Below are 13761 nucleotides of genomic sequence, written 5' to 3'. Positions count from 1 at the left end.
AAAAAATGAAAATACCGAGCTTAACAGATTGCCGCTTCGGCAATGGGGGGCAGGGCCGCATTGCGGTTGCAGGCGCGCGCATATTGCGCCAGCAGGCTGCCGATCTTGTGCTCGATCAAGGCCGGCGCCCGGGCTTGCAGGCTGCCCTGCACCACGGCCAGGTACTGCTCCGGCAAGTGCTGGCTCAGCAGCGGCAGCGGAATCGTCACGGCGTCCAGGTTGGCCAGCAGCTTGTCGACGGTGGCCGCCACTTCCGGCTCGCCCCAGTAATAGCGGCAACGGTCGCTCAAGCCGTAGCGGCGCATCAGGCGCTGTTCCTCGGGCGTGCCCAGGTAATGCTTGATCCAGTTCTTCGGCTTGGCCACCATCACGTCGTCGAGCACCTGCATCAGCTGAGAGGTGGCGTGCGCCGGCAGCAGTTCCTGCTCGATCTGGCACAGCGCGTACAGCGCTTCGCGCAGGGCGAAGGTGGCGGCCGGACCCACTTTCAGGATGGCGAAATGGTCGCGCACCATGGCGTGCAGCGCCGATTCGCGCTGGTAATCGGTGGAATGGGCTTCGAACACGAGGCCGGGCTGCTCGGCCACGAAGGCCGACAGTTCGGCCGCCGCCGGCGCATCGTAATGCTGGATGCTGCTCTGGTCGAAATCGACGCCCGGCTGCACCACCATGGCGATGACCCTGCGCCAGGCGCCATGCAGCTCATTGTCGAGGAAGGCGCGGCGGTGCACGTCCAGGGTGCGGCGCGCCGCCTGCGGGCTGGTGACGGCGCCGGCCTGCGCCAGCGATGCTTCGCCGCCGGGAATCGGCACTTCCGTGCCGATCACGTAGACGGGCGGCGCGAAGCCGGCGGCGGCGGCCGCCGTTTCGGCGACGATGCACAGGCGCGCCGAACGGGCGGCCACGGTTTCATCGTCGAGCTGCAAGGGGTCATCAAGGCAGCGCATGCTGCAATCGAGGTGGATCTTGTGGAAACCGGCCGACGCATACGCGGCGATCAGGGTCTCGGCGTGGGCCATCGCGGTAGCCGCATCGAGATGCTGCCAGGCGTTCGGGCCCAGATGGTCGCCGCCCAGCACCAGGCGCTCGGTGGGGAAGCCCTGTTCGCGGGCCAGTGCCAGCATGGTGTCGCGGAAGACGGCCGGCGTCATGCCCGTGTAGCCGCCGAACTGGTCGACCTGGTTCGAGGTCGCTTCGACCAGCAGCACCGTGTCGTATTCGCTGGCCACGCGCATGGCGGCGCGCAGCACGCTCGGGTGGCTGCAGCAGACGGCGTACAGTCCCACGCGCTCGCCGCGGCGGTGCGCCTTGATCACCTGCTGGATGGGCGACAGGGTAAAAGTCGGGGTTTCCACTTGCTTCATCATGTTTACGCCTTCGTATGTTGTCGTATCAAAAGGGCCGCGCCGCGCGCGCCGCCGGCGTCGCCAAAGCGGGGCGGCAAGATGGGCGGCACGTGCACGCCGGGGAACAGATGACGCTTCACGGCGGCCGGCAGCTTGTCGTACAGGTGGGGCAATTTGGACAGGCCGCCGCCGAGCACGATGACGTGCGGGTCGTAGGCCAGCACCAGGCCGGTCAGCGCGTGGCCCAGCACATCGAGGTGCACGGCCACCGTGCGTTCGGCCACGGCGTCGCCCATGTTGGCGCGCGCCACGATGGCCAGGGGCTCGGCGCCGTCGCCGCCGAAATGCGCGTGCAGCTTGCTCATGGCAGGACCGGAGGCATAGCGTTCCAGGCAGCCCGTCTTGCCGCACGGGCAGGGGTATTCGGCCAGGCCGTGCTGCGCCAGCAGGGTGGCGGGCAGGGTCCAGTGGCCCCATTCGCCGGCCACGCCGTTAAAGCCGCGCAGCAGCTGGCCGCCCACGCAGTAGCCGCCGCCGGCGCCCGTGCCGAGGATGGCGCCGAACATGCTGGCGGCATTGTCGGCCGCGCCGCCTTGCGCTTCCGACAGGGCAAAGCACTGGCAGTCGTTGCCGATGGCGACAGGACGTTTCAAGGCCTGCTGCAGGGTCTGCGCCACCAGGCGGCCGTTCAGGGCGGGCACGTTGGAGCTCAGTTGCCGGCCGCTGGCGCTGTCGATTACGCCGGGCAAGCCGATGCCGACGGGCGCCGCCGTGCCCAGGGCGGCGTCGCCGCGCGCCACCAGGTCGACGATGGCTTGCACGAAGGCGGCAAAATCGTCGCCCGGCGTGGCCACCCGTTCGCGGAACACCTCGGCCAGCGCGCCGTCGCGGTCGGCAAAGGCGACCAGCTCCATCTTGCTGCCGCCGATGTCGATGCCGTGGTAGCCCAGGGGACGGTTAGAATTGGTCATGGCCATAGATGGTGACGCCCTGCACGACACGGTTGACGATGCCGCCGGCGAATGGATTGTCGGGGCGCAGCTGCAGCAGCGCGGACTGGTGCAGCGCATATTGCTGCGCCATCAGCAGCCACAATGGCGCCAGCCAGGCGTCGGGCCAGGCCGGCGCGTCGGCCGCCAAGTTGGCAGATAAGTCGCCGCCGATGCCCACCGTCAGGCAGCGCTGCGCCACACTGTCGCGCTGCAGCTCCTTCAGCAGGTCGTCTTCGTACTGGCGCGCCAGCGGCTTGCTGCTGCGCAGCAGGATCACCAGCGATTCCGTGGTGACGGCCGATTTCGGGCCGTGGCGGAAACCCAGCGGCGTATTCGCCATCGCCATCACGCGGCCGCCCGTCAATTCCAGGATTTTCAATGCCGCTTCCTTGGCCAGCGCTTCCAGCGGGCCGCTGCCCAGGTAGACCACGCGCTGCACGGCTTGCGAGCCCAGGTCCGCCACGGGGGCCGACCAGTCGCGCAAGGCCTGTTCGCCCAGGTCAGCCAGGGCCTCCAGGCGCTGCAAGTCCGTATCCTTGCCCAGCACGCACAGGGCTGCCAGCAGCATGCTGGTAAAGCTGCTGGTCATGGCGAAGCCGCGGTCGCAGCTGCCGGCCGGCATCAGCAGCTTATAGGTGTTGCTGTCGTTGGCGCCCTGGCGTGCCAGCTTGCCGTCCGCGTTGCAGGTGATGTTCAAGAAGCGAGCGCCGGGCACGACCTGGCGCAGCAGTTCCACGGCCGCCAGGCTTTCCGGGCTGTCGCCGCTGCGGGCAAACGAGACGAGCAGGGTGGGCGCATCCGCTTCCAGGTACAGCTCATGGTGCGTCAGCAGGGTGGTGGTGGCGATGGCGCGGATCTGCGCGGGCCAGGCCGCATTCAAGGTGTCGACGACGATTTCGCCCACGTAGGCCGAGCTGCCGGCGCCCGTCAGGATGACGCGCTGCGCAGGGTTGCACAGCGCGTCGCCCAGGAAGGCAGCCAGGCCGGCTTGCTCGTCGCGCAGAATGGCGGCCAGCGCGCGCCAGATGGCCGGCTGGTGCGCGATTTCCTCGGCCGTGTGCAGGCCGCCGATGTCGCGCCAGGTTTGAATGTCACGCTGAAGAAGGGTAGTCATGGAGTGTCAGTAAAGTGTTTGTTGGAGAAAGCATAAATACTAAATTTCGAAAAGTCAAATACGAAAGTAAAACGAAAGTAAATTATTTCGTGACTTGCGAAATAATGTCGTTTTACAGGGGCGAAGATGGCTGGCAAGCGTGCTGCAGTGCCGCATGACAGCCCGTGCTGCTGCGGCTTGTCGCTGAAATGCCACGATAACGAAAGTTTGTTTTGCGCGATTTTGGTGATTCGTAAGATAAATGCGCCAATTTTGGGCATTTTATTAATAAATTGCTGTCAAAACTTTCTTTTGATTGACGATATTTATTTTTCTTCTTAAAGTATTTCCATCACTTCGATTTTCTGAAAGCCTACAGATGAAACCTCTCCCGCTTCCCCGCCGCGCCCTTGCCGCCTGCGTCCTCGCCGCCCTTGCCACCCTGGCCGCGCCAGGCGTGCAGGCCGCGCCCATCGGCAACCTGACCAGTCTGAGTGCCGTGCATGGGGCCGACGTGGCCAAGGGCGAAGCGCTGGGCTGGGATGTGCGCAGCGACACGGGCGTGCAGCTGCGTATCAGCCTGCCGCAGGTGGACGTGCTGCGCATCCAGGCGGGCGGCAAGGGAGGCTTGACGGGCCCCGGCGACAAGGCCGCGCCCATCGTCGTGGGCCAGCCTGCCGCGCAGGTGGCGTACCAGCTCAGCGAGCAGGCCGACCATATCCTGATCAGCACCGAGGCCCTGAGCCTGCGCATCGACCGCAAACCGCTGCGCTTTACCCTGTTCCGCAAGGGCGACGCGGCGCCGCTGTGGCGCGAGGTGCAGCCGCTGTCGCTCGACGACAAGCAGGGCGTGCAGGTGCTGTCCAGCCTGCCGGGCGAACGTTATTTCGGCGGCGGCCAGCAGAATGGCCGCTTCGAATTCAAGGGCAGGCAGGTGCCCGTGTCGTACTCGGGCGGCTGGGAAGAGGGCGACCGCCCGAATCCCGCGCCATTCCTGATGAGTTCACGCGGGTGGGGCATGCTGCGCAACACCTGGTCCGACGGGAACTACGACTTGCGCGACACGCAGCAGATCTCGCTGCAGCACGCGGAAGGCCGCTATGACGCGTATTTCTTCGTCGGCAAGGACGTGCGCGACGTCGTGGCCCGCTACACGGACTTGACGGGCCGCGCCCGCATGCTGCCCCGCTGGGCGCTGGAATACGGCGACGCCGATTGCTACAACGACGGCGACAACGTGAAAAAGCCCGGTTCCGTGCCGAAAGGCTGGACCGACGGCCCCACGGGCAAGACGCCGGACGTGGTGGAAACGGTGGCGCGCAAATACCGCGAACACGATATGCCGGGCGGCTGGATACTGCCCAACGACGGCTATGGCTGCGGCTACACGAACTTGCCGGAAACGGTGAAGGGCCTGGCCGGTTACGGCTTCCGCACGGGCCTGTGGACGGAAAACGGCGTCGACAAGATCGCCTGGGAAGTGGGCCAGGCGGGCAGCCGCGTGCAAAAGCTGGACGTGGCGTGGACGGGCAAGGGCTACCAGTTTGCCATGGATGCGAACAAGTCGGCGTATGACGGCATCCTGAACAACTCCGACAGCCGGCCATTCCTTTGGACGGTGATGGGCTGGGCCGGCATCCAGCGCTACGCCGTGGCGTGGACGGGCGACCAAAGCGCCAGCTGGGACTACATCCGCTGGCACATCCCGACCCTGATCGGCTCGGGCCTGTCCGGCCAGGCGTATGCGTCCGGCGACGTGGACGCCATCTTCGGCGGCAGCCCGGAAACCTATCTGCGCGACCTGCAGTGGAAAAGCTTCACGCCCGTGCTGATGGGCATGTCCGGCTGGGCCGCTGCAGAACGCAAGCACCCGTGGTGGTTCGAGCAGCCGTACCGCGACATCAACCGCCGCTATCTGAAACTCAAGATGCGTCTGACGCCGTATATGTATACGCTGGTGCGCGAAGCGGAGCAATCGGGCGCGCCGCTGGTGCGGGGCCTGATGTGGGATTACCCGCAAGACCCGGCTGCCTACACGGAAGCGTACAAATACCAGTTCCTGCTGGGCCGCGACGTGCTGGTGGCGCCCGTCTACCGCAGCCAGGCCGTCAGCGGCGGCTGGCGCAAGGGCATCCACCTGCCGCAGGGCACGTGGTACGACTACTGGGATGGCCGCCAGGCCACGGCGGATGCGAAAGGGCGCGACCTGGATCTGCAGGTGACCCTGGACAAGCTGCCCGTGTTCGTGCGGGCCGGCGCCATCCTGCCCATGTATCCGGAAATGCTGTACGACGGCCAGAAGCCGAAGGACCAGCTGACCCTGGATATCTACCCGCATGGCGACTCCGAATATACCTTGTATGAAGACGACGGCAACACGCGCCAGTACCAGGGCGGCGCCTACAGCCAGCAAGTGATCCGCATGCGCCAGACGGGCGGCGGCGTGCGCGTGGAGATTGGCGCCGTCGATGGCCAGTACCAGGGCCAGGAAGCGCGCCGCGGCTACGCGCTGCGCATGCTGGCGGGCCAGGCCCCGGCCGCCGTGCGGGCTGGCGAAAGGATGATCGCGGCGTCCGGCGACCGCGCCGCCTACGACAAGGCGGCAGAGGGCTGGTTCTTCGATGGCGCCGACAGGCAGGGCACCCTGCACGTGAAGGTGGCGGCGCAGGATATCCGCCAGCCCCTGGCCTTGCAGGTCGCCGGCGCGCTGGCCGTGGCGCGGCTGGACGCCGACTTCCCGGCCGCGCCCGTGCCGGGCCGCGCCTTGCCGGCCGACGCCATGCAGGTGGTGGCGCGTCCGTTCGAAGAGAGCGGCTATCCGCTGGAAAACGCCTTCGACGGCAAGCCGGAGACGTGGTTCCGCACCGTGCGCAGCCCGTCCGTGAAGAGCGGGCCGCACGAATGGGTAATCGGCTTTACGGAACGGCGCCTGGTGGACGGCATCGAACTGGCGCCGCGCAACGACCAGCACTGGAAGCATGGCCAGGTGCGCGACTATGAAATCTACATCGGCGACAACAACGGCGAGTGGGGCGCGCCCCTGCAGCGGGGCACCCTGAAACTGCAGGAAGGCACGCAGACCATCAACTTCCCCGCGACGGCGGGGCGTTTGCTGCGCTTCCGCGTGATGAGCACGCAAAATCCGGAAGGCGACGGCGCGGCGACCACCGACCCGATGGTCACGGCGGCGCAAGGCGCACCGGTGGCGCGCGCGTTCGACGCGGCGCTGGCCACGGACGTGGCGCCCGTGACCCTGTCCGAATTCCGCGTGCTCGAGCACCGCGTGGCCGAAGGGCCGGAAGTGCAGCGCTACCTGTCGGACCTGGCGCTGCCGAAGCATATTGCGCGCGACCGGCCGGCCGGCAAGGCGGCCGAGATGCGCATGAACGGGCTGTGGTTCCGCAAGGGCCTCGGCGTGGGACCTGCCAGCCGCATCGACTTGCAGCTGGCGGGCAACTGGAATCTGCTGCGCGCCGACCTGGGCGTGGACGATAGCTGCCGCAGCGCGGGCGGCCTGCAATTCCAGGTCTGGAGCGGCGAGCGGCAGCTGTATGACAGCGGCCTGGTCACGGCTCCCGGGGTGGTCAAACCCGAAATCGACGTGCGCGGCCTGAGCCAGCTCAGCCTGCGCACCCTGGGTGCGCGCGGCGCCCAGCCGGCCCAGGTCTGCGGCAACTGGGCCAATGCCGTACTCACGGGCACGGAGGGCGCGACCGTCAAGCCGCGCTAAGCACCCTTCAATTATTTCACTGAGAACGCGCCCCTCTTCGGACCGGGGAGGGGCTCTTGCAGCCTGACGAAAACAAATCACTTATAAAAAGGGAGATGGGAATGCACTTGAAAAAACTGATGGCCGCCATGGTGGCGGTAGGATTGGCGTCAACGGCGCTGGCAGCGGAGGAAGAGAAGCTGGCGCGCGTGGAAGTGACGGGATCGAGCCTGAAGCGCATCAATGCGGAAACGGCGTCGCCCGTACAGGTGATCAACGCCAAGCAGATCGAGAACATGGGCGCGCTCACCCTGCTGCAGGTGCTCGACAACCTGCCTGCCGCCCGTCCCGCGCAGCAGGATTTCCGCTCGATGTTTACGGGCTCCGATGGCGGCTCGCAGGCGAACCTGCGCGGCATGGGCGCGCAGGGCACCCTGGTGCTGCTCAATGGCCGCCGCCTGTCGTTCTATGGCGCGCCGGCCGGCTTCCAGACCATGTTCGTCAATATCGACGCCATTCCGGCTGCCGCCATCGAGCGCATGGAAATCCTCACGGACGGCGCATCGGCCGTGTATGGCTCCGACGCCGTGGCCGGCGTCATCAACGTGATCACGAAGAAATCGTATCAGGGCCTGGAAGCGCGCGCCAACGGCGAGTTTTCGCCCAGCGTGAAAGCCTATGGCGAGCGCCAGGCCAGCGTGCTGTATGGCGTGGGCGACCTGGCCAGCGACGGCTATAACGTCTACGGCTCCGTGAATGTCTACCAGCGCGACCGCATCGCGCTGGCCGACACCTGGCAGAAGCGCCCCTCGTATTTTTATGCGAACAATCCCAATTTCATTCCCAACATGCGCGTGGGCGTGGGCAGCGAGCCGGGCACGATGAATCCGGGGACCTTCTTTGTCTTCGACAAGGCCAACAACAATGCGCGCACCCAGCGCGCCGCGCCCGGCTGCAATACCAGCATCACCGAGGCGTCGGGCACGCGCTGCGTGTGGAATGCGCTGCCCAACCAGCTCGACACGGGCCCCACGTCGGAGCGCGCCACGGCCTACCTGAGCGGCCGGCTGAAACTGGGCGGCGACCTGGAAGGGTTCGCGGAAGGTGCCTTCACCCACATCAAGATGCGCGGCGAGAACGGCCCGTCCAGCTTCAACAGCGGCAGCACGAACAACTGGTTTGCGCGCAACACGGGCAATACCCTGAACACCTTCGCCACGCCTTTCCTGAGCCCCAACAACGTCTACCTGAAAGGCAAGCTCGATGCCGACATGGTGGCGAAGATGGGCGGCGCGGCCGGCCTGAACTATCTGCTGCAAGATGCGACGGGCCACTTCGGCCAGAAGAACGTCGATGAAAACTACCGCGCGCTGGTGGGCCTGCGCGGCAGCATCGGCGGCGGCTGGGATTTTGAAACGGCGCTCAGCGTGGCGGGCAGCCATTCCACCCTGTTCCAGACGGCGAACATCAACATCAAGGGCTTCGAGCAGGCATTCGGCCCGTTCACGAAGGACCCCGTCAGCGGCCGCACGTTCATTTCGGACAATCCCGCCTACAAGTTCGGCGAGATCAGCGAAGCCAATGCGGCGCTGCTGCGCGCCGCCTATCCCACCTTCGCCATCGAATCGTGGACCAAGCTGATGACCTGGGACGCGAAGCTGGAAGGCACCCTGTTCAAGCTGGGCGAGCGCGAAGTGCGCGCCGCCGTGGGCACCAGCATCATGCGCGAAAGCTTCCTCACGCCCGGCAATGCGGATGCGGCCAATGGCTTGATCACGCAGCAGGGCGGGTCCTGGTTCGATGGCCGCCGTACCATCGGCGCCGTGTTTGGCGAAGTGGTGGTGCCGCTTTCCGACACTCTGGAAGTCAATGCGGCTGCGCGCCTGGACAAATATCCGCATTTCGCCGCCAACCTGGCGCCCAAGCTGGGCGTGATCTGGCGCGCGCGGCCCGACCTGATGCTGCGCGGGACGTATTCCGAAGGCTTCCGCGCGCCCAACCTGGCCGAATCGGGCACGGGCGGCGTCTTTGCGCAGGTGGGCGGCATCCGCGACACGGTGCGCTGCGATGAAACGAATGCCATGGCGCGCGCCCTGATGAAGTCCAGCGTGGCGACGGATGCGGACCTGGGCAAGAGCCTGCTCAATTCGAACTGCTCGACGACGGTGGGCGGCCTGACGCCGCCGAACCAGAACCTGCGCCCGGAAAAGGCCAAGATTTCCACCGTGGGCCTGGTCCTGCAGCCGGCCAAGGACGTGAGCATCTCCGTCGATTACTGGTTCATCAACCGCCGCGACGAAATCGTGCGCCAGGACTTCAACGAGCTGTTTACGGAACTGGTGGCTAAATACGGCCCGACCCTGGCCGGCACCGCCAGCGCCATCCGCAACGACCTGACGGACACGGACCGGGGCAATATGGCGGCGGTGGCGGCCATGTGCGCCAATCCGGCCAATGCGGGCGTGTGCGCGGGCGGCGTGCCGGGCTACTCGGTGGGCAACCTGGGCGGCTTGATCAACTCGTATTCGAACCGGGGCCGCACCCTGATGGACGGCGTGGACATCGATGCGCGCACGCGCTTTTCGCTGGGCGACTGGGGCAAGCTGAGCACCGGTATCGCGGCCACCATCCGCAAGCGCGACACCCATGACGGCGAAGACGGCAGCGACATCAAGGGCAATACCGTCGGTTACTACGATTCGCCGCGCTACCGCGCCACCGTGAATGCCGACTGGAGCTACCGCAACTTCGTCAGCAGCGTCTTCATCAACTACTCGGGCAAGACGCGCTGGGCGTATGGTCCCTGGGACAAGGACAACACGCCGGAAAACTGCACGGCCGCTTCCGTGTCCCTGCCTGCGGGGCAGTGCAAGGGAGCGCCGTCGTACACCACGGTGAACCTGGCCTTCAGCTGGAAGCCGATCAAGCACCTGGACGTGGGCCTGAACGTGAAAAATGCGTTCAACAAGCAGCCGTACTACGACCCGAATGGCTGGGAAGGCTACAACCATAGCCAGGACCTGTTCGGCCGCCAGTTTGCGCTCTCGGCCAGCTACAAGTTCTTCTAAAGCGTGGCATGCCCCGTCCCGCCCGGCGCGGTTTGCGCCGGGCGGGACGGCGTTGCGCCATGAAAAGAAAATGGCAACATTCCGAAATGCGCAATACGAAAGATAAACGTAAGCGAAAGATGATGCGCATGTCGTCTTTCGCGTTTTTTCTTGCCGGTCGGTGCCCGTATTGCGCGTTTCTCTCCACCTGCTTGGCGTTATGTGTATCTGTCATACCACGATAACGAAAGTTATTCACCGCGCCATCCCGTGAATCGAAAGATAAATTCTGCTTATTGAATGAAATTCACGATAAATTTGCGTTATAACTTTCTTTTTGTTGACGATATTTGTTTTTCTTTTTAAAGTAATCCCAAGAAAACGAAAATCAGCCGAGATGGACTGATTTCCCGAAAGGAGCGGCTGCCTGGCCGCGCCTTCCGGCGAACACCATAAAAATGGCGCCCCTTTCAGCTTCGCCCTGGAGCGGGAAGGGCGCCGATAACCCTCGAAACAGACGGAGAGACATCATGCATACCACCCGACTCAAATTGCGCGACATCAGCCGCGCCGCCGCGATCGTGATCGCACTGGCGGCCGGCGTGCCAGGCCAGGCCTGGGCGCAGTCGAACGCCACCAGCACCATTTTCGGCGAAGTGAGCGCACCGGCCGGCGCCACCGTGGTGCTGGAAAACCTGGCGACGGGCGTGCAGCGCAGCTTGACGCCGGATACCTCGGGCCGCTATGTGGCCAACTCCATGCCGCCTGGCCGCTATGCGGTGCGCGTGCTGCGCGCCGGTGCGGTCGAAGCGACGCAGGAAGTCGAGGCCCTGATCGGCGCGGGCGCCGAAGCCAACTTCGGCCCTGCCAGCGCGGCAGGTCCCGTGGGCCAGGAGCAGACCGTCGTGGTGAAAGCGTCGCGCAATCCGATCGACGTGTCGAACACCAACAATGGCGTGATCTTCACGGCCAAGGAATTGAAGGCGCTGCCGGTCGGCAATGACGTCGCTTCCATCGTGCAGCTGACGCCGGGCGTCTCGCGCGGCACCAACAGCGTGTACGGCAATGCGCCATCGATCGGCGGCTCGGGCCAGTCGGAAAACGCGTTCTACGTCAACGGTTTCCCCATCACCAACATCCTGACCCAGGTGGGCGCGTCGGAACTGCCGTTCGGCGCCATCTCGAACCTGCAGGTGCTGTCGGGCGGCTACGGTTCGGAATTCGGCCGTTCCACGGGCGGCGTGATCAACATCACCACCAAGAGCGGCGGCAACAAGGTCGAATTCGGCGGCAAGGTCTCCATCATTCCCCGTTCGCTCAAGGGCGAGCCGGAAAACACGTATTACCCGAACACGGGCGCCAATCCCAAGACGGACGGCAATCTGCTGTACTGGAACCGCGACAACGGCAGCACCAGCAAGGTGGTGGGCCTGTATGGCAGCGGTCCGCTGATCAAGAACAAGCTGTTCGCCTTCGTGGCGCTGGAGCAGACGCGCACGGACAGCCAGGCCGTTGCCGCCACCGCCGACTCGGGCACGGCCCTGGCGCGCGGCTGGAGCACCAGCCAGAGCAAGGTGGACCGCATGATGGCCAAGCTGGACTACAACCTGACGGACGACCACCACTTCGAATACACCAAGCTGTATGACCGCACGAAAACGGACAGCCAGGCGTATGGCTACAGCTACGCCACGCATGCGAGCAATGGCGTACAGGCAGGCAAGGGCGAGACGACGGTCAACTGCTGCGGCTCATCGGCCGCGCCAGGGGCGAACATCGACATCTTCAAATATACGGGCTACCTGACGGACAACCTGACGGTGACGGCCATGATGGGCGAATCGCGCACGTCGCACACCCGCACGCCGAATGGCTACAATCCGCTGCTGGCGCAGACTTCGTCGAATACCTCGACCCAGGTGCCGGGCCTGAGCTATGCCAATCCGCAAACGGTGACGGGCACCCTGGTCGACCCGTCGTCGGAAGACCGCCAGAAGGCCAAGCGCCTGGACCTCGAATACAAGCTGGGCAAGCATTCGCTGCGCGGCGGCATCGACCGCATCGACGTGGAATCGAAGGTGGGCCTGAGCCTGGCGGGCGGCTACCGCTGGAGCTATCTGAAAGCGGACGATCCGAACCGGGCCATCAACGGCGCGTTTGAGACGCCGGCACAGGGCGGCGGCTACGGCGCGCAGGGCTATTACGTCAGCAAGGACCTGAATGCCAACCTGGCGCGTCCGACCAGCGTGCAATCGGCGCAGTACATCCAGGACCATTACCAGGTCACGGAACGGGTGCTGCTGGACCTGGGCCTGCGCCGCGAACAGTTCACCAACTACAGCACCGACGGCGTTGCCTTCATTTCGCAGCGCAACATGATCGCCCCCCGCGTGGGCGCCACCTGGGATTACCTGGGCGACGGCACCCTGAAATTCTTCGCCAACGGCGGCCGCTATCACCTGCCGGTGCCATCGAATTTGTCGAGCAACATGGCCAGTCCCTTCCTGGCCACCAGCGAGATGTACACCTACACGGGCGTCGATCCCGTCACGGGCGCGCCAACGGGCCTGCACGCCATCAGCAAGCCGTATTCGGCCAACAATGCATATGGCCAGAGCCGCGATGCGCGCGAGGTGACGGCCATTGGCCTCAAACCCTTGTCGCAGGATGAATTCTCGCTGGGCTTCGAACGCGCGCTGAGCAAGAAGCTGGTGGTGGGCGCCAGCGTCCTGTACCGCAAGCTGAACGACACCAACGACGATGTCTGCGACGCCCGTCCGCTGCAAGCCTGGGCCACGCGCAACAGCGTCGACACGAGCAACTGGGGCGGCTTCCAGTGCGCCATCATCAACCCGGGCCGCGACAACAGCCTGATGGTGGACTTCGACGACGGCAAGGGCCTGCGCCGCGTGGACATCTCGGCGGCGGAGTGGGGCAACCCGCTGCCATCGCGCACCTACCGCGCCTTGAACATGTTCGTCGAGCACCCGTACACGAACGGCTGGTACGGCAAGCTGACCTACACCCTGTCTGCGCTGAAGGGCAATATGGAAGGCCAGACGGACAGCATCGGCGGCGGCGATGTGGGCCTGACGGTCAGCGACGACCACAAAGAACTGATGTACAACGCGTATGGCTACCTGCCGGGCGACCACCGCCATGCCTTCAAGGCCTACGGTTTCATGCAGGTCATCCCGGATGTGATGGTGGGCGCCAACCTGTCGCTGACCTCGGGCGCACCGCGCAACTGCATCGGCGCGCTGCCGGATAACCTGAAGTTCGAGAACGACTACGGCGACTCTTATTTCTACTGCAACGGCAAGCCTGCGCCGCGCGGCAGCCAGGGCCGCCTGCCATGGCAAGCCCAGCTGGACATGAATGTGGCCTATACTCCCAGCGCCGTTAAAGGCCTGAGCCTGAAAGTGGACGTGTTCAACGTGTTCAACAGCCAGACGGTGACCCGCTATAACGAAACGCGCGAAGACCATGGCGCCATCGCCCGCAACTACCTGCAGGTGGCTGGCCGCACGGCGCCGCGTTCCGTGCGCTTTACGGCGGAATACACCTATTAAAC

At 65.1% G+C, this 13761-nt stretch carries 6 protein-coding genes; 3 read left to right on the top strand and 3 right to left on the bottom strand.

The window, feature by feature from the left end:
* Positions 1–20: 20 nt before the first annotated feature.
* Genes GCN74_RS14635 through GCN74_RS14625 form a run of 3 tightly spaced genes read right to left on the bottom strand, consistent with a single transcriptional unit; the run spans position 21 to position 3452 of the window.
* On the bottom strand, positions 21–1364 hold the full coding sequence (locus GCN74_RS14635; protein ID WP_226939051.1) for a D-tagatose-bisphosphate aldolase, class II, non-catalytic subunit: 1344 nt from the start codon (positions 1362–1364) through the stop codon (positions 21–23).
* 5 nt (positions 1365–1369) lie between these two features.
* Entirely contained in the window at positions 1370–2317 is a 948-nt protein-coding gene (locus GCN74_RS14630) for an ROK family protein (protein WP_152257356.1), read from the bottom strand.
* Entirely contained in the window at positions 2304–3452 is a 1149-nt protein-coding gene (locus GCN74_RS14625; protein ID WP_152257355.1) for an SIS domain-containing protein, read from the bottom strand. Before GCN74_RS14625 ends, GCN74_RS14630 begins: the two co-directional genes overlap by 14 nt.
* A gap of 358 nt (positions 3453–3810) precedes the next feature.
* On the opposite strand from GCN74_RS14625, the gene GCN74_RS14620 reads away from it, so the two are divergent.
* From GCN74_RS14620 to GCN74_RS14610, 3 genes are all read left to right on the top strand, one after another.
* The gene (locus GCN74_RS14620) at positions 3811–7161 is read left to right on the top strand and encodes a TIM-barrel domain-containing protein (RefSeq protein ID WP_152257354.1); all 3351 of its coding nucleotides are present in this window, start codon (positions 3811–3813) and stop codon (positions 7159–7161) included.
* A 101-nt stretch (positions 7162–7262) separates the two neighbouring features.
* On the top strand, positions 7263–10208 hold the full coding sequence (locus GCN74_RS14615; RefSeq protein WP_152257353.1) for a TonB-dependent receptor plug domain-containing protein: 2946 nt from the start codon (positions 7263–7265) through the stop codon (positions 10206–10208).
* A 509-nt stretch (positions 10209–10717) separates the two neighbouring features.
* Positions 10718–13759 carry a TonB-dependent receptor gene (locus tag GCN74_RS14610; protein WP_152257352.1) on the top strand — a complete coding sequence of 1014 codons (3042 nt, stop codon included), beginning with the start codon at positions 10718–10720 and terminating at the stop codon, positions 13757–13759.
* Positions 13760–13761: the final 2 nt, after the last annotated feature.

This window comes from Janthinobacterium sp. FT14W (assembly GCF_009208755.1).
Lineage (GTDB): Bacteria > Pseudomonadota > Gammaproteobacteria > Burkholderiales > Burkholderiaceae_D > Janthinobacterium > Janthinobacterium violaceinigrum.
Note: the sequence above shows the minus strand (reverse complement) of the source record. Positions and strands in the feature narration are given on the sequence as shown.

Coding starts and splice junctions, on each gene's coding strand:
- GCN74_RS14635 (WP_226939051.1), bottom strand. CDS start 1,364: ATGAAGCAAGTGGAAACCCCGACTTTTACCCTGTCGCCCATCCAGCAG.
- GCN74_RS14630 (WP_152257356.1), bottom strand. CDS start 2,317: ATGACCAATTCTAACCGTCCCCTGGGCTACCACGGCATCGACATCGGC.
- GCN74_RS14625 (WP_152257355.1), bottom strand. CDS start 3,452: ATGACTACCCTTCTTCAGCGTGACATTCAAACCTGGCGCGACATCGGC.
- GCN74_RS14620 (WP_152257354.1), top strand. CDS start 3,811: ATGAAACCTCTCCCGCTTCCCCGCCGCGCCCTTGCCGCCTGCGTCCTC.
- GCN74_RS14615 (WP_152257353.1), top strand. CDS start 7,263: ATGCACTTGAAAAAACTGATGGCCGCCATGGTGGCGGTAGGATTGGCG.
- GCN74_RS14610 (WP_152257352.1), top strand. CDS start 10,718: ATGCATACCACCCGACTCAAATTGCGCGACATCAGCCGCGCCGCCGCG.